The organism is Psychroflexus sp. MES1-P1E (assembly GCF_002836055.1).
In the GTDB taxonomy this organism is placed as follows: Bacteria; Bacteroidota; Bacteroidia; order Flavobacteriales; family Flavobacteriaceae; genus Psychroflexus.
The window spans coordinates 27,281-45,225 of record NZ_PJBS01000317.1; the positions used below are offsets into that span (position 1 = coordinate 27,281).

At 33.9% G+C, this 17,945-nt stretch carries 12 protein-coding genes; 7 read left to right on the top strand and 5 right to left on the bottom strand.

Annotated features, from left to right (window positions below; genetic code table 11):
• Positions 1 to 7: 7 nt before the first annotated feature.
• Positions 8 to 1,174, bottom strand: coding sequence for a DegT/DnrJ/EryC1/StrS family aminotransferase (locus CXF67_RS13320; protein WP_102089191.1), 1,167 nt, complete (start codon positions 1,172 to 1,174; stop codon positions 8 to 10).
• An 87-nt stretch (positions 1,175 to 1,261) separates the two neighbouring features.
• On the opposite strand from CXF67_RS13320, the gene CXF67_RS13325 reads away from it, so the two are divergent.
• Positions 1,262 to 2,503 carry a 3-deoxy-D-manno-octulosonic acid transferase gene (locus tag CXF67_RS13325; RefSeq protein WP_102089192.1) on the top strand — a complete coding sequence of 414 codons (1,242 nt, stop codon included), beginning with the start codon at positions 1,262 to 1,264 and terminating at the stop codon, positions 2,501 to 2,503.
• Between the two features lie 13 nt (positions 2,504 to 2,516).
• On the opposite strand, the gene CXF67_RS13330 is transcribed toward CXF67_RS13325, so the two are convergent.
• The 4 genes from CXF67_RS13330 to CXF67_RS13345 all read right to left on the bottom strand — a co-directional run bounded on the left by CXF67_RS13330 (position 2,517) and on the right by CXF67_RS13345 (position 9,415).
• Positions 2,517 to 6,167 (bottom strand): DEAD/DEAH box helicase, encoded by a 3,651-nt coding sequence (locus tag CXF67_RS13330; RefSeq protein WP_102089193.1) that lies wholly within the window; start codon positions 6,165 to 6,167, stop codon positions 2,517 to 2,519.
• A gap of 315 nt (positions 6,168 to 6,482) precedes the next feature.
• Positions 6,483 to 7,973 (bottom strand): BCCT family transporter, encoded by a 1,491-nt coding sequence (locus CXF67_RS13335; protein ID WP_102089194.1) that lies wholly within the window; start codon positions 7,971 to 7,973, stop codon positions 6,483 to 6,485.
• A gap of 11 nt (positions 7,974 to 7,984) precedes the next feature.
• Positions 7,985 to 8,641, bottom strand: a complete 657-nt coding sequence (locus CXF67_RS13340; protein WP_102089195.1) for a DUF2461 domain-containing protein — start codon at positions 8,639 to 8,641, stop codon at positions 7,985 to 7,987.
• Positions 8,642 to 9,415: a LexA family transcriptional regulator gene (locus CXF67_RS13345; protein ID WP_102089196.1), complete on the bottom strand. Its 774-nt coding sequence runs from the start codon at positions 9,413 to 9,415 to the stop codon at positions 8,642 to 8,644.
• A gap of 113 nt (positions 9,416 to 9,528) precedes the next feature.
• On the opposite strand from CXF67_RS13345, the gene aroQ reads away from it, so the two are divergent.
• From aroQ to CXF67_RS13375, 6 genes are all read left to right on the top strand, one after another.
• Positions 9,529 to 9,945, top strand: a complete 417-nt coding sequence (aroQ, locus tag CXF67_RS13350) for a type II 3-dehydroquinate dehydratase (protein ID WP_102089197.1) — start codon at positions 9,529 to 9,531, stop codon at positions 9,943 to 9,945.
• A 12-nt stretch (positions 9,946 to 9,957) separates the two neighbouring features.
• Positions 9,958 to 10,530 carry a hypothetical protein gene (locus CXF67_RS13355; protein WP_102089198.1) on the top strand — a complete coding sequence of 191 codons (573 nt, stop codon included), beginning with the start codon at positions 9,958 to 9,960 and terminating at the stop codon, positions 10,528 to 10,530.
• 1 nt (position 10,531) lies between these two features.
• Positions 10,532 to 11,212, top strand: coding sequence for a DUF2490 domain-containing protein (locus CXF67_RS13360; protein WP_102089199.1), 681 nt, complete (start codon positions 10,532 to 10,534; stop codon positions 11,210 to 11,212).
• Positions 11,213 to 11,220: 8 nt separating this feature from the next.
• Positions 11,221 to 12,432, top strand: coding sequence for an exonuclease SbcCD subunit D C-terminal domain-containing protein (gene sbcD / locus CXF67_RS13365; protein ID WP_102089200.1), 1,212 nt, complete (start codon positions 11,221 to 11,223; stop codon positions 12,430 to 12,432).
• A complete protein-coding gene (locus CXF67_RS13370) occupies positions 12,429 to 15,452 on the top strand; it encodes an AAA family ATPase (protein ID WP_102089201.1) in 3,024 nt (1,007 codons plus the stop codon). The genes sbcD and CXF67_RS13370 overlap by 4 nt, the downstream gene beginning before the upstream one ends.
• 213 nt (positions 15,453 to 15,665) lie before the next feature.
• Positions 15,666 to 17,945 (top strand): alpha-ketoacid dehydrogenase subunit alpha/beta (locus tag CXF67_RS13375; protein ID WP_102089202.1); only part of this gene is annotated, 2,280 nt, incomplete at its 3' end.

A 17,945-nucleotide genomic window follows, 5' to 3' on the forward strand; every position in this document is an offset into this window, starting at 1 on the left:
AATACGCTTATCCTATTATTTTTAAAATTTCAGACGTAATATAATCAATCTGTTCCTTATCTAATTCAGTGTGCATTGGAAGGGAAATGACTTCATCTACCAACGTATTGGTTATTGTAAACTCCTCTTCGTCATATCGCTCATCTTTATAAGCTTTTTGTAAGTGAAGTGGAATTGGATAGTAAACTCCGTGTGGAATATTTTGTTCTTTAAAATGGTTGACTAGCTTATCACGCTTACCATTTTTTATCTTGATGGTATACTGATGAAATACGTGACAATCGCAAGTATCACAAATGCCTTTTGAATTATCACAAGCTTTATGAGTTTCTGTCTTTGGAATTTCAATGTGTTCAGATTTACTTAAAGCCTCATTATATTGACGAGCTGCATTTTGTCGGCTAGAGCTAAAATTGTCCAAATGCTTTAGTTTAATATCCAAAATAGCAGCTTGGATGCTATCTAGTCTGGAGTTAACTCCAACGACATCATGATGGTAACGCTCGTACATGCCATGATTTACTACTCCTCTTAAGGTATGAGCCAACTCATCGTTATTTGTGAAAATAGCACCTCCATCTCCATAAGCTCCTAAATTTTTGGAAGGAAAAAAAGAAGTAGCACCAACATCACCAATGGTCCCAGCCTTTTGTTGAGTACCGTTTTTAAACGTGTAATTAGCACCGATGGCTTGTGCGTTATCTTCAATAACAAACAAATTATGAGCTTTAGCAATTTCCATAATTTCCTCCATTTGTGCAACATGCCCAAATAGATGAACGGGAACGATTGCTTTGGTCTTGGGAGTAATCGCTTTTTTTAGTTTTTCCAAGTCGATATTGAACGTATCTTTATCAACATCAATCAAAACAGGTGTTAGATTCAAAAGAGCAATGACTTCTACAGTTGCAGCAAAGGTAAAATCCACAGTAATCACCTCGTCCCCTGGCTTTAGGCCAAGTCCCATCATAGAAATCTGTAAGGCGTCGGTTCCATTTGCACAAGGAATGACGTGCTTTACTCCCATATAATTTTCTAGATTCTCTTGAAATTGTTTGACTGCTGGACCATTAATATAAGCTGTTGAGTTTACAACTTCTATGATAGACTTATCAACTTCATCTTTTATCTTCACGTATTGACCTTTAAGGTCAACCATTTGTAGTTTATTCATAGTTTATTTTTTCTGTCACAAAAATAAGAATATAAAGTATTCAAGAAGCCAATTCGACTAAAAGCTTATTTTTGAAAAAAATAAAGTTTGAAATTATTTTATCAGATCCTGATCCACTGTACTCAATTGATTTTACCGACTTTCCGTTTCATCAGTCCTAAGTTGAAATTATTTGTGGAAGGCAGAACCCAATGGAAACAAAAACTGGCTGCCCAAGTTTCTGAAAATGATAAGATTATATGGTTTCATGCTGCATCGCTTGGTGAGTATGAACAAGCCGTACCGCTTATAAACCGATTAAAAATATCACATCCAAACCATAAAATTGCTGTTAGCTTTTTTTCACCCTCGGGTTATGAGGTAAAAAAGAAAGATTCTAAATTAGATATTATTACCTATTTACCCATTGATACCCCTAAAAATGCCAAAGCTTTTTTAGATATCCTTCAACCTGAAATCACTTTTTTTATCAAATATGAAATTTGGATAAACTTCTTGGATGAAATAGCTAAAAGAGAAATTAAAACATATTTGGTTTCTGGACTATTTAAAGAAAACCAACTTTATTTCAAACCTTTGGGACGTTTTATGGCTAAAGCCTTGGGTAAATTCAATCATATTTTTGTACAAAACGAAGACTCTCTTCAATTATTAAAACGCCATCATTTTGATAATTCTAGTTTATCTGGTGATACGCGCTACGACCGAGTCATCTCTCAGCTAAGTATGGATAATAGACTTGAATTTATGGAAGAATTTACAAATTCATATGTACCCTTAGTAGTCTTTGGAAGTTCATGGCCAGAAGATGAGTCTTTATTTTTGGACGTTATTGATAAGGTATCTCTCAAAATTAAGGTGGTTATTGCGCCTCATCAAATTAAGCCTATACAAATTCAAAAATTAAAGAAAACCCTTACCAAAAAAGTCATCTGCTACACAGAATTAGAGCACAATAATTTAGCTGACTTCGATGTCTTAATTGTGGATACGATAGGCTTATTGACAAAAATATACAGTTATGCCGATGTGGCCTATGTAGGAGGCGGAATGGGAAACAGCGGCTTACATAACGTCTTAGAGCCTGCTGCATTTGGAATTCCTATCATCATTGGAGATAACTTTAAAAACTTTCCAGAAGCGGTTTCCTTGAGAAAATTGGGTGGTCTTTTTAGTATATCCAATCAAACTGAATTTGAAAAAATATTTAAAAAACTGATAACCAATTTAACTTTTAGAAAAAAACGTGGACAGATTTGTAGTCACTATGTAAATTCTGAGGCTGGTGCTACAAAAACTATTTTGGATTTTATCAAGCTTGGAGAGTAATTTTCTTAATTTCCTAAGCACCAAAAAACCGCTCAACATCTTTCTTCTTAAAAGACTTTTTCCCTTCATCGACCCTTATCACTTCTGCCGCTATACTTTTCTTCTTGTCTTGTAGGTTTAGGATTTTCTCCTCTATGCTATCTTTACAAATCATGCGATAAGCCATCACTTTTTTGTCTTGTCCAATGCGATAACAACGGTCTATGGCTTGGCTTTCAACTGCTGGATTCCACCAGGGGTCAATCAAATAAACGTAGTCAGCTTCGGTTAGGTTAAGTCCTGTACCACCAGCTTTTAGGCTGATTAAAAACACACGCACTTTTGGATTATTTTGAAAATTATTAACTTTTTGCTCACGCTTTTTCGTTTGCCCATCTAAATATTCAAATTTGATGTCTTCTTCATCAAGTCGTTCTTTTACCAATTGAAGCATTCCTACAAATTGAGAAAATACCAAAACTTTATGCTTTGCTACTTTTTGCTTAAGGTGCCTAACTAATTCGTCTAATTTAGCTGAATCATTGCCGTAATCCTTCTCCTTATCCGCTAAAGCAGTAGAGTTGCAAATTTGCCTAAGCTTAGTCAATCCTTGTAAAATATATATTTGAGACCTGTTTACACCTTCATTTTCAATTTGATCAAGAATTTGCTGCCTGAAATAATCTTTAAATTGGTCATAGACTTTTCGTTGTTGTTTATTCATTTCGCAATAAATAATAGCTTCTGTTTTACTTGGCAATTCAGTTGCCACCTGAGGTTTGGTTCTCCTCAATAAAAAGGGGTGAATGATTTTTGCCAATAATGCTGAAGTATCTTCGTCTTGTTCCTTGTCAATAGCATCAGAAAAATTAGTTCTAAAATGCTTTATACTTCCAAAAATACCGGGGTTTAAAAAGTTAAACTGACTGTATAAATCGAAAGTATTATTTTCTATAGGAGTTCCTGTTAAGGCTAATCTATTTTCACAATTGAGTAATCTCACAGCTTTATACCGTTGAGATAGTGGATTTTTAATAGCCTGACTTTCATCTAGTACAATATAGCTATAGACTTGGTTTTTATGAAATTCAATATCTTTAACAATAGAACCATAAGTGGTTAATATCAAATCATATTGATCAAAACTTGATTTATGTTCATCTCTATTTCCACCAATAAAAGCCAATGCTTTTAACTTTGGAGCAAATTTTTCTAGCTCCGCCATCCAATTAAAAATTAAGGACGTTGGAGCAATAATTAAATGTGGTTTTAATTTGTTCTTAGAGTTGTTTTTCAAAAATTGAAGAAAAGCTATGCTTTGTAAAGTTTTGCCTAGTCCCATATCATCTGCTAAACATCCACCTAGTTGGTTTTCGTGAAGAAATACCAACCAATTAAGGCCCTCTTGTTGATAGGGTCTGAGTTTTGCTATGAGATGTTTTGGCGGATCAACTTCTTTTAACTGTTTTAAGTTAGAGATTCGCTTCTTTTTTTCATAAAGCTCTTTAAGGAAATCTGGCGAAGTTTCTAAATCTTCGTAAAGCTCATCAATAATATTAAATTGAAAATTAGAGACTTCAATTTTATCTTTTTTGATTTGCCCAAACTGGAAATATTTTTTGTATTTCTCAATCCATTTTTCAGGTAAAATTCCCAAGCTGCCGTCTTTGAGTTCAACATAGTTGGATTTTTTAATAATTGATTTTTGAAGCTTCCTTAAATCTACTTTTTGATCGCCAAAGCTGATGTTCATTTCCATATCAAACCAATCGGTTCCAGAACTCAAAACAATCGAGAAGTTTGGTTTATTGAGGTTGTATTTAATTTTTTTGAGTTGATTTAAGCCTAATAAGACAATGCCTTCTTTTTTTAAATCTTCCATACATCCCATTATCCACATCGACTTCAATGCTTCAGCAGCTTCAATATAAAAATAATCGATTTTATCATTAAATTTCGGATGTAACTCTTGTATCAATTTTAAAAATTCTTCTTCTAGCTGTTGATCCCTTTTTAAACTTAACATCTTTTCTTTATTAAGCCAAATTTTTTCAGAACTTGATGGGCTAACTAACTTTTCTCCATATTTCACGATAGGTTGGAACACCAAATAATTTCCTTCTTCGGCTTCACTTAGATAGACTTGTCTAACGGGAATGAGTTTTTTATTAGCTGAGCTTTTTTCTTTAAGAACTTTATAATTAATTTCAAAATACTGTGAATAAGGCTCTATGATCTTAGCCTGAAGTTGATCTTGTCCTTCATTAATCAAACTGAAATCAGATATTTCTTTAAATTTAATAACGGCTAAGGCATGTTGTGGAGATTTATACAGGAAAAGTTTATTTTTGAAAACAACTCCTAAGGGAGTAAGGAGTATTTGCTTGGATTGTAATTTTAAAAGCTTTTCACTAACTTTTAATTTGACCTCAAATTTATGAAACTTATCATTGGATTTAATACTTAAAATTGGTTGTACAGTTTCGCTGGTCATTTCAATAGGCAGCAAATGCTTTTTATTGAAATTATCTCGATCCTCATGCTTAAAAAGCTTGATTGTACTTAGCTCCTTTTTGTGTTGATGGACATAGTTTATAAAATTAAAAATGTCTCTATCCATTAAATCATCGTAAGTTAATTTTTGAGTTTCATTATCTATATGAATTAAAATTTTAAGGAGTTTTAGGTCAGCGTCATCTATTTTAGTTATGACTTCCTCTAAATTTATGTCCTCAATCACTTTTATACCGGAACTTATTTCGGTTTTGTTTTTATTGAGTTTACCGTAGATAGAATCAACACCCAAATAATCATTATGAATATATCTAATACAAAGACCAATACTATAGGTTGAATCCTGACTTTCAAAAGGTTTAGCTAAAGCTTTCCTTTCTTCTTCAGTTTGAGGTTGAAAAATGAGATGAGCGTCACTCATAATGTTTTTTACCTTTTCCTCAATAACAACACCTTTTGGATTAATTTTCAACTTAAAAACATCATCAAAATGAACTTTTCCATATAAATCCATTGAAATAAGATGATCTTTTTTGATTTCATCTTTAAAATTAGGAGAAAAATAATCAAGGCTAAACTCATCTTTCAATAATTCAAGAAGTTTATATTTATGGGTACAGTTTTTTTTTTGTAAACATGTACACGTCAGTTTTAATTCTGTTGAATTTATTTCTTTGCTCAGTTTTAAATAAAATTCATCTTGATAATCTTTATAAATAGCCTCAACTGATGTTTTATTGAGTGATGTAATTTCAACATCACCGAAAAAAGCTCTCGAATTATTAAACGTCATCTTTCTTAAGGCATCTTTGTCCATTACACCAAGATTATGAGGAATAAAAAGCACTAAACTTTCTTTAATTTTAGGTTTTATCAATAAACTACTTTCAATTTGATTGGTTTTAAGGAGTCGGATAAGTTCTGTGAGGGAGGCAACAGTATGTTTACAAATACCTTCGTAAGAATATTTACAATTACATTTTGTTTTAATATGATGAATATCATTGAGGTCTATTATAATTTCATAGGGCTCAATTTGAGTACCAAAAGTGTTGAACTTAAATTTAAAGCTATCATGATCTCTGAGAAACGGGAAATAGGTTGATGACCGATTGTTACTTTCATTTGTGGCATTATCTGTAACGAATTCTCTTAATAAGTCTATAACCATAATTGATCAAAATAATTTATAAAAATAGTTGCGCATACATAATCATTCCAATATTACGGAATAATTCCTATATTTATCAAAATTCAAGGTCTAATATATGGATATTTTTTCATTTGCAATCCATTTTACAAACGAGCAGAATTGTAAATTACATTATAAAAGACAGCTTGACAAAGAGGAATTTTTTTGAAATAGATGCTAGAGTTTCTAGCATAACTTAGAAATAAATGGGCTTATCAGTGCAAATCTTGAGGCAGGATCTACTCAGCATATTTTAAATGAGATTGAATTTTAAGAAGATCCCTACATGCCCTTTTAATGCTCATTATTTCTATAGCGATTTATCACATCTATCATGAAAAATAGAATGAAAATAAAACATAAGAATAAGAAAAAAAGCGAGCTTATAACTAAGATTTTCTGAACAGCCTCTAGCGTGTTTTCTGCGCGATTAGTTTGACCTAAAACTAGAAATCCCAAAGTAATAACAAACAAACCTATTCCCCAAGTGATCTTATGAAGTCGAGAAGGATGAATACTCATTAGATTAGAAAACATACCTAACACGTAAATCGCAGAATCTATTGAGGTGATGAGAAAACCGACTAATAAAACCAAAGCCAAAATAACGCTGACACTCCCAAAAGGATACTGTTGAAGGAAAACAAAAATAGAAGTAAACACATCATTAAATGCATTTATTTCAACTGCTCCTTTACTAATGAGCTGAAAAGCAGAATCCCCGAAAACTGAAAACCAAATGAAGCTCCCTAAACTAGGGATGAGAAGTACCCCAGTAATGAGTTCTCTTATGCTTCTTCCCTCTGAAATCCTTGCGATAAAAATACCAGTAAAAGGGGCCCATGCCAACCAAAATGCCCAGTAATAATACGTCCAATCGGATAGGAACTCTTTACTGAAATCGTAGGGTAAAAAAGCTAGACTCAAGGAGAAAAAATTAATCACTAAATCCCTAATAGCCTCTACCATAGAAAAAAAGATGGAAGTCTGATCACTAAACAAAAAGACATAAAACATTAAAACCAAAGTGAGACCGATATTGATTAAAGAAAGATTCTTAATTCCTTTGGAAAGTCCCCTGACAGAGGAAATGATGGCGGCTAAAAAAACAGTGATACAAATGCATAAAATGAGGGAAAAATTAAAAGCTGTATCTGTCACATAAGCAATACCACTTTCAATTTGTGAAACTCCAAGGGCTGCGGCACTTACCACACCAAAGACTATTGTAATGACTGTCATCAAGTCTATGGAATTGTTTATTTTATTATTTTGAATATGAGGAATAAGATGGCTAAGTTGAATATTCTTATTCTTAACAAATAGAAGGTATGCTATAAACAAAGAAAATAGGCCATAAAACGCCCATGCTGTAAATCCCCAATGATAGAAAGTCATCATTAACGCATGAGTTTCCTCAGAGCCTTTTATGTTGACTCCAGGATGCTGAGAGAAATAAACTGGCTCTTGGACTGCTCTTAAAATAATACCTGCTCCCATTCCTGTAGAATACATCATCGCAAGCCAAGAAATTGTTGAATACTTTGGTTTGGACGTTCCCAGTTGTATTTTACCGATTGGACTTAAGGCCAATAAAATTAGAAAGCATAAAATAAAAAGTCCTGCCAAAAGATATAATTGACCGAATACGTCCAAAACATAGGAGGATAATCTATCGATAATTATATAAGACCTATTAGGAAGGGTGATGAGTAAACCTCCTAAGACTAGGAAAAATAACACACTGTAAACAAAAACCTTATTTTTAATTTGGAAAGTTTTCAAAGCTCTTCGTGTTATACCGTCACCGCTTTATTTAAGTACCGCCTGAAGGGGAGCAAAACTTTATAAGCTTCTATGACCTCTTCCATAAAGTCGTCTGCCAAAATTTCTTTTCTATTGAAGGGTTTCATAGCTGCAAAGCTTTTTAGACGAAGTAAGTCTATATGCTTATGGTCTTGTGTAAATCCTTTGGGAGAAGTTTTTAACTGGTCCTCAACTCCCATAAGACGATCAAAATGGTTTCGGAAAGACTTAGAATTGATTATTTTTTTGAACTCATCTCCATTATAATCAATAGCTTCTCGTATGCTTTTTAAAAGTTCGGATTTTGGTTTATAAAAACCCGCTGCCACAAAGCATTCTTCAATACCCAAATGAATATAAAAGTCTCCAGTTTTGGGTCTCTTGTCCAATCCTGCTCCAAAGTGATCTTTATAAGTAGGCTTATTAGGATGGTATAATAAATTGTTATTAATCCTATTGATGGCTTTTTTGCCTGTGGAGGAATAGTAATTTTCATCGAGCTTAGACAACTGAAGGTCCAGATCTTCTAACCATTTAACATAATCTGCTTTTACGGCTTCATACTGTCCTCTGTGTTCATCCATCCACTCTTTACTATTGTTGGCATTCAGTGTCTCCAAAAAATCAAATAGGCGTTCAAAATTCATTTAATTGGGTTTTAGTGTATTGAGTTGTATTTTGAGATCTTCCATAGACTGCTCTAACTTTTTAAGCATACTATTTTCTGAATTTTCATTAATAGAAAACGTGAGTTTACTGGTTACTTCCCAAATCTCTTGGATTTCTGAGGTTTCAACCTCATAGGGAGGATAATAAGAGTTTGTAGAAATTAGAGAGATTTTATGCGAATTAGGATGCTTGTGTAATTTCTTGACCAAGACCGAATCTTGAAGTACAAATACATACACTTTATGATTAAGCGCTTGTTGTAAGCTTTCCACAGATTTTCCCAAAACCCAATCTTCAGGATGTAAATTTGGCTCCATACTATCTCCTTCTACCTGAAATCCTCTGTATGTCGCATTTCTAAATTGAGGTATTGGCATCTCAAAAGCAGGGAGTTGATGATACCATTCTGCATCTCCAATATTTTGAGGATAACCGGCTGCCGCTTTTTGATTGACCAAAAGCATATTTTCTCTAGAATTAGTGTCATCCATAGAAATGATTTTAGGCATAGAATTGATGTGGTGAACATCTAATTTCTTTTGGAAGCTTTCGCCGTATAACCAAAGTGGGTTTACTTCTAACACCTTCAATAGCATCATGATAACTTGGCCCGAGAGTTTGGTTTTGCCTCTTTCTATATCTGACGTGGAATTTTTAATATTCAGGATCTCAGCAAATTCAGATTGAGTAAAATTATTTTCTTCACGAATTTGTTTAAAACGTTTAATTTCAGGAGGTAAATCTGTTTTCATATTAAAAAAGATTAAATTAGGAATATTTCCATAAACTTAAGGAAAAAATCCTAATCAAATATAATATTTTGACATGAATAATTTTAATAAATTTGAAGACTAAGCTAAAGCTCATGAAAATACATATCATCAACGGTCCAAATCTCAATATTTTAGGTAAAAGAGAACCTGAAATCTATGGTAAGTCTACTTTTAAGGATTACTTCACAGAACTCCAATTTCAATTTAAAGAGCTAGAATTGTCTTACTTCCAATCCAATATTGAAGGAGAATTAATTTCAGAATTACAAGAAGCAGACGATAATGTAGATGGTATTATTTTGAATGCAGCAGCTTATACCCATACCTCCATTGCTGTAGGAGATACAGTAAAAGCAATAGGAACCCCTGTGATTGAGGTTCATATTTCCAATACTCATGCTAGAGAAGAGTTCAGAAAACAATCTTATATTTCACCTAATGCCTTTGGAGTTATTCTTGGTTTTGGCTTAAGAAGTTATGAATTGGCTATACTGAGTTTTACCCATTAATAAAAAGAAGCTATGTCGTATTATTTGAGATTGCTATTTATTATTTTTAGTGTAACCTATGGTGTTGCACAAGAAAAAAATGAAATAGAAAAAAGGGTGAAAAAAGATGAAATCCCTAATCAGGCCAAAGAATGGCTAGAAGATGCTTTTGAACAAGAGCGAAGAACCAAATGGTATTATCAAACCGATGGAGAAAAACAAGGCTACGAGGCTAAATTGAAACAAAACAAACACCTCCACAGTGTTGAATTTGACATGGAAGGCAAGGTTGAAAATATTGAAATTAAGATTAAAGAAGATGAGATCAAGGAGGAAGCTTATCAAACCATTTTTGACTATTTCAAATCAAATTATATTCGATATTCCCTGAAAAAGATACAAATCCAATACACAGGCGAATCCGATGATCTTAAAGATTTAATCGATGAAGGTGAAATAGAAAATCTAGTGATTAATTATGAAATTGAGTATTATGGCAAAACCGACAAAGACAATACCCTGTGGGAAGGTTTATTTGATGCCGATGGAAGACTAATAGAAAAACGCTATGTCAACTTAAAATTAACAGACAACCTAGATTATTAGCATGAGAATTTATATATATATAATAGGCTTATTATTATTTTCTTCATCTTATGCTCAAGAAAATCAAACAACTTTTGGACTTTTTCCTGAAGCATCTCTCAGTTACAAACTTTTAAAAAATTATTCAATAACTCATAAGTTTGAATCTCAACATGGATTTTATGATTCTGAAAATTTAAATAAAGAGCTTGAGTACGAACATACTTTAACAGACTTACAAACCTTTATAGGCAGGCGAATAACTCCTTTTATAAAAGTAGATATAGGATACCAATATAGGATTGAAGAAGGAGAAAATACCCATAGAACCATACAACAGGTCTCTATTTTACAACGAGAATCCCATTTTAGGATTGGTCATCGAGTGCGGATCGATCAGACATTTTTTAACAAGGCTTCCCTCTTATTTAGGGCTCGTTATAGAATTAAAGGTCAAATTCCGTTGCAAGGGGAAAGCCTAGACAATGGTGAAAACTATCTTTCTATTTCCAATGAATTAATTTATATGATACAAAGTGGCGAGGATGATCTTGAAAATAGATTAACAGCTGCCTTAGGTTTTTACATTGATGACAAAAATAAATTTGAAATCGGATTGGATTACAGAACCGATGATTTTTTAGTCAAAGACCGATTTAGACATCGGATATGGCTTAAATTCGGATATTATAAAACTCTTTAGTTACATTTATGAGGATACTTCATACCGCAGACTGGCATATTGGAAAAAAGCTTCATAAGAAAGAATTATATCAAGATTTTGATCTTTTTATCGATTGGTTGTGTCAGTTTTTACCTGAAAATGACATAGATATTTTGCTCGTGTCTGGCGATGTTTTCGACTTTTCGAATCCATCAAGTGAATCCAGAACTCAATATTATAAGACGCTCATCAAGTTAAAAAGGTTTGATCTTAAAATTATTATCACTGGAGGTAACCATGATTCTCCAAGTGTTTTGGAAGCCCCTAAAGCTATTTTAAATGAATTGGATATACATGTCATTGGGCAACGCCCAGAAAATTTGCAAGACTGCCTCATTCCAATTTATAAGGAAGAAAATGTAGAACTAATTATTGCAGCCTTGCCTTATCTTAGGAATAGAGATTTGCAAGAACGTTTCGATGCAGAAAATCATGACAGCAAACAAAAAGCTGTACAACAGAGTATTGCCTATCATTTCCAAGAAACGGCTAGTTTAGCAAAGAAAAAACACCCTGATGTTCCTCTTATAGGCATGGGGCATTTGTTTGCTAAAGGTGTGAGTTTGTCTGACAGTGAGCGTGAAATTCAAATTGGAAATTTAGCGGGCCTAGATGCTTCTCATTTTGGAAGCAATTACAGCTACATCGCCTTAGGTCATATTCATAAGCCTCAACGTCTCAACTCAGTAACCCCCATCTATTATAGTGGTTCCCCTATCCCGCTTTCTTTTAGCGAACGGAAAAATGAAAAACGCATTTTACTTATAGACACTTCTAAATCTTTTGAACCCGAAAGTATTTCTATTCCAAAGTTTAGGGATCTGATCTTAGTGAAAGGCAGTCTAGAAAAAATCAAACAGAAACTTTCTGAAATTACAAATATTCACCCTTTGCAAACACTTATTGAGATTGAAATGGAGGAAGAACACTTTTCTCCATCCAAGACTATTGAATTAGAAGAATACATTGAAACCTTTGAAGCTGAAGCTTGTGAGATTGTAAAACACAAAGTAAGTTTTAAATATAAACCTGAAGGCCTTCGGGGAATTACATCAACTGAAGAACAGATCTCAGACTTTACACCACTAGAAGTGTTCCATAAAAAATTAGAAAGTGTTGATGAAACCGAAACTAGCAAAGAACAACTCATCTCTGCCTTCGAAGAAATTTTAGATGAATTGAACCGTCCTGAACAATGAAAATTGAAAGTCTCTCCTTTAAGAATATCAACTCCTTAAAAGGTGAACATAAAGTTCATTTTGACGAATCACCCTTAAATTCTGGAGGTTTGTTTGCTATCATAGGATCTACAGGGAGCGGAAAAAGCAGCTTACTGGACGCCATATGTCTGGCCTTGTATGGGCGTACGCCCAGAATCTCTAGTGTGACTAAAAGTAAAATAGAACAAGACGGCAGTATCTTGACAAAGTACCAGAAGGAAGCCTACGCTAAGGTTAAGTTTTCTTGTAATTTTGGGACTTACGAAGCAACCTGGTCTATCTCCACCAATAGAAATGATAAGCTAAGAGAATGTGAAATGGACCTCTGGAATGTCGCTACCGAAACTTCTTTCAGCGAGAAAAAGACAGAAGTCCTCACCGAGATAGAGCGTTTAATAGGCTTATCCTACGATCAATTTGTAAAATCTGTATTACTGTCTCAAGGGGATTTTGCAACTTTATTACAGTCCAATGAAAAAGAACGAAGTGAGCTTTTAGAAAAAATCACAAACACTTCCATCTACAGAAGTATCGGCAAGAAAGTATATGAAAAATACATGAGCCTAAAATCTAAAATACTCACTCAAAAAACCATTTTAGATAATCTTCAAGACAAACTAATTTCAAAAGAAACAGAAAGGGATTTTAAGCAGACTCTAAATCAGCTAGAGGAAAAAGAAACTATAGAACACAAAAAGCTTTCTGAATACAAAAAGGATTTGGATCAACTCACATTAAAAGAGAAGTTAAGTTCCGAAGAAAATGTGGTGAAAACTGATTTTAAAACTTTGTTGGACCATAAGCAAAGCTTTAATAATGAAAACCAACACCGATTAGAACAACATCAAAAGACATTGGAGTTTGAAGACGATCTGCAAGAATTCAACAGTCTCCAAAAAGATGGAGACCGTCTAAAAGCTTCGATAACCAGAGAAAAAGAAGAAATTACCAAAATAAAATCTAATATTAATGGCCTTCACCAAAAAATAGAAGATCTTCTAAAAACAAAAGTAGACCCTCAAGCAGTTGAATCGGAATTAGAAAAATTGCAAGAAACTCACACTGAACTCAACACCAGAAGGAGTTCGAAATTACATGACTTTTCTGCCAAAAAACAGCTTCTTAACAAGGAACTTGAAGGCTTAGATTTGAAGTTTCAAAAGCAAGAATTGGAGAGTTTTATCAAAGAACTAACTCGCAAATCGGAAATAAGCTCTGAGCAAATCCAAAATCTTGAAAAAGAATTAAAGGATGTCGAAAATCTGGAGGAGCGTATCCAAGAACAAGAACATCTTCGAGATACTTTTAAGGAGGCTGCTCATGAAAGTAGAATCCTTAAAGATTTAGGTGATCAATTTCTTAGATTGGAAAATAAAAGTTCTATACTCCATAAAAAGAAAAGTGAGTATCCTGAACAAATCAATTTAAAGGAAAGTAAATCAAACGCTGCAGAAAAAGAGTTGGACCATCTTCAAACTAAAAAAGATAATCAAAAATTAAGATTAGAAGTGGAAGATCTAAGGCAAAAGCTTCAAAAGGACGAGCCCTGCGCAGTCTGTGGAGCTATAGATCACCCTTATTCTGAACATTTACCGGAAGTTATTTCAGATCTTGATAAGACAATTGCTAGAGCTAAGGAAATAGCCAAACAGCTGTCTAAAGATTTACAACACTCAAACGCTGAATTTGTCTCTCTTCTAAAACAAATTGAAGGTCTTGATAAAGAGGCTAAGGAGCTTCACTCTAAGCGCTCCTTAAATCAAGAAGAATTCGATTTTAAATTCAAAGAGTTAAGCTTACTAAATGAGGGTGAGAGTTATTCTAATCTGGAACAAAAAACCAGACAAACTATTGAAAACTACAAGGCCTTTGAACACTACAAAGTTGAACTACAAGCCTTGCAAAGTTCAATCTCAATTTTAGAAGAACTTCTTCATATTCAAAAAGAAGGAAAGCGCATCAGTGAAAAAATGAAAAGCCTTTACAAAGGTGATGATTTGGGGAGATTGGTGTCGAGCTCTACAAAAGCATGGAATCAATTATATTCGGAATTAAAGTCAGCCTCATCCTCTCTGGACAAGCAAACTAGTGACAAGACTATACTTGATAAGAATGTAAGTCAACTTCAACAAAGCTTGAAATCAATACTTGAAAGTAAAGGCTTTGCTCATATCGCCGAGGCCAATGCGTCTAGGATGAAATCTTCAAATTATAATGAATTACTTCTTAGAAAAAGTGATATTGACAAAAACATAAAGGTCAAAGAAGAAAAACTCAAGGGACTAAAAAACCAACTAAAAAGCTTAAAGTTCATTCACTTTACAGAAAAAAACAAGACTGAAATCGCTATTGATGACATCAAAGTAACCTTAAATTTCACAAGAGAAAAACTCGAGGATATTAGACGAGTTTTAAACAATCAAAAAGAGAATTTAACCGAATATAAAACCATCCAAAACTCGATCGTCGAAGTGCAAAAAGCAAATAAAAAATGGGAGGTCTTGAACAGGCTTATAGGAGATGCTACAGGAACAGAGTTCAATAAATTTGCACAGGACTTAAGTTTACAACGCCTTATTTTATTGGGTAATAAACGGTTGAAACAACTCAATGATCGCTATGAACTCGATAGATTTATTTCTGGTGAGGATAAAAATCAATTGTACGTGATCGATAATCATATGGGCGGACTTCGACGCTCTGTAAAGACCTTATCTGGCGGAGAAACATTTTTGATGAGTTTAGCCTTAGCACTGGGTCTGTCTGACTTAGCTTCAAAAAATGTAGAAATCAAAAGCCTATTTATAGACGAAGGTTTTGGTACTCTAGATCCAGAAACTTTGGATCTCACACTCGACACATTAGAACGCTTACAGGCAGAAAGCAATAAAACCATCGGTATTATAAGTCATGTAAATGCCTTAAAAGAACGTATCCAAACTCAAATTGTGCTGAATAGAAACACACAAGGCTATAGTCAACTGGAAGTCATAAGCTAAATTTTAACCTATAACTAGTGTTTGGGGTTTCCTTTAAAATACGGAGTATTATTTATTAACGTATTATTTAATTTTTGATATTAATTTGATCATATTTTGAATAAATGTCAGTATTTATGTTTAAAATTCTGAAAAATGGAATATGCCATCTAGAATGGAATAGCTTTTATCATTGAAAATTAGTATCTTCGCAAGAGTCAAAAAAATAATATAATGCAAGATAAAATTCAAAAAGAAGATATTTCTTTTGAAGATTTCAAAAAAGAAGTATTAGAAGATTATAAAATGGCCGTCACTAGTCGTGAGTGCAGTTTGTTGGGAAGACGTGAGGTATTGACAGGTAAGGCTAAGTTTGGAATATTTGGGGACGGTAAAGAAATTCCTCAACTGGCTTGGGCAAAATGCTTCAAAAACGGTGATTTCCGCTCAGGCTACTATAGAGATCAAACCTTTATGATGGCTATTGGTCAATTATCTATACAACAGTTTTTTGCAGGTTTATATGCTAATACAAATCTTAGTGATGAACCTATGTCTGGTGGTCGCCAAATGGGTGGTCATTTTATGACACACAGTTTAAACGAAGACGGTAGCTGGAAAAACCTTACTGAGCAAAAGAATTCAAGTGCAGATATCTCTCCTACTGCTGGCCAAATGCCAAGACTACTTGGCCTTGCTCAGGCTTCCAAAATTTACAGGCATGTAAAGGGCATTAAAAACTCAGATCAGTTTTCAATAGATGGAAATGAAATCGCTTGGGGAACTATTGGAAATGCAAGCACAAGTGAAGGCCTGTTTTGGGAAACTTTCAATGCCGCTGGTGTGATGCAAGTTCCTATGGTTATAAACGTATGGGATGATGATTATGGGATTTCTGTTCATGCTAGAAAACAAACTACCAAAGAAAATATTTCTGAAATCCTTAAAGGTTTTCAAAAAGAAAAAGATACGAATGGGTACGAAATACTCGTTGTTAAAGGGTGGGATTATCCAGCTTTAATTGAAGCCTATCAAAAGGCTGAAAAAATAGCTAGAGAGCAGCATGTTCCTGTTTTAATTCATGTTGTAGAAGTCACTCAACCCCAAGGTCACTCGACTTCAGGGTCTCATGAACGTTATAAGAGTGAAGATCGGTTACAATGGGAAAAAGAACACGATTGTAATCTGAAAATGAGAGAATGGATAATTTCTAATGGATTCGCAATAGACGAAGAGTTAATCGACTTAGAAAAGTCAATTAAAAAGCACGTTAGAAAAGGAAAGCAAGACGCATGGACTGCCTTTGGTAAAACAGCAAAATCTGAAAATAAGACCGTTATCCGTTTGTTGACAAATCTTGCCAACTCTACAGAAAACAAAAGTTCCGTCATGTCTTTAGTTGAAGAATTAAAAAATAATGATGAGCCATTAAAATCTGTAGTTCTTGCCTCTGCGAGAAAAGCTTTACGCTATGTGAGAAGAGAAGAGACTAGTGCTAAAACTCAATTAATCCAATGGATGGACGATTTTGTTGAGCGAACACAACCTGACTATAGCAGCCATTTATGGAGTGAATATAAAGGCAGAGCGACTCAAATTGAATCTATAGAACCTACCTATGCAGACGATGCAAAGGAAGTTGATGCTAGAATTATTTTACGAGATAATTTTGATAAGATTTTTGAAACACGTCCAGAAACTCTAATCTTCGGAGAAGATTCAGGAGAAATTGGAGATGTCAATCAAGGGCTTGAAGGCTTACAAGAGAAATATGGTGAATTAAGAGTTGCAGATACAGGAATACGTGAAGCCACTATTTTAGGACAAGGTATTGGAATGTCGTTAAGAGGCTTACGTCCTATTGCAGAAATACAATATTTAGACTATTTGCTATATGCATTACAGATCATGAGTGATGATTTAGCAACTACAGCTTATAGAAGTAAAGGGAAACAAAAATCACCACTTATTGTGAGAACACGTGGACATAGGCTAGAGGGTATATGGCATTCTGGATCACCTATGGGAGGGATTTTAAATCTTATACGTGGTATAAATGTATTAGTTCCTAGAAATATGACTAAAGCCGCTGGGTTTTACAACACGATGTTGGATAGCGATGAACCCGCACTTATAGTAGAGTGCTTAAATGGTTACAGACTTAAAGAAAAGAAACCTAACAATTTTGGAGAATTTAAAACTCCAGTTGGTGAAGTGGAAACTATTCGCAAGGGGAAAGATATTACGGTTGTTTCTTATGGTTCTACATTGAGAATCATAGAGCAAGCTGCTAAAGAACTAGAAGATGTTGATATTAACATAGAAATAATTGATTGTCAATCCCTTGTTCCTTTTGACCTTAACCATGATATCGTTAAAAGTTTAGAGAATACCAATAGACTATTAGTTGTAGATGAGGATGTACCTGGCGGTGCTTCAGCTTATATCTTACAACAGATCATAGATGTGCAAGATGGGTACAGGTTTTTGGATAGCAAACCTCAAACGCTTACT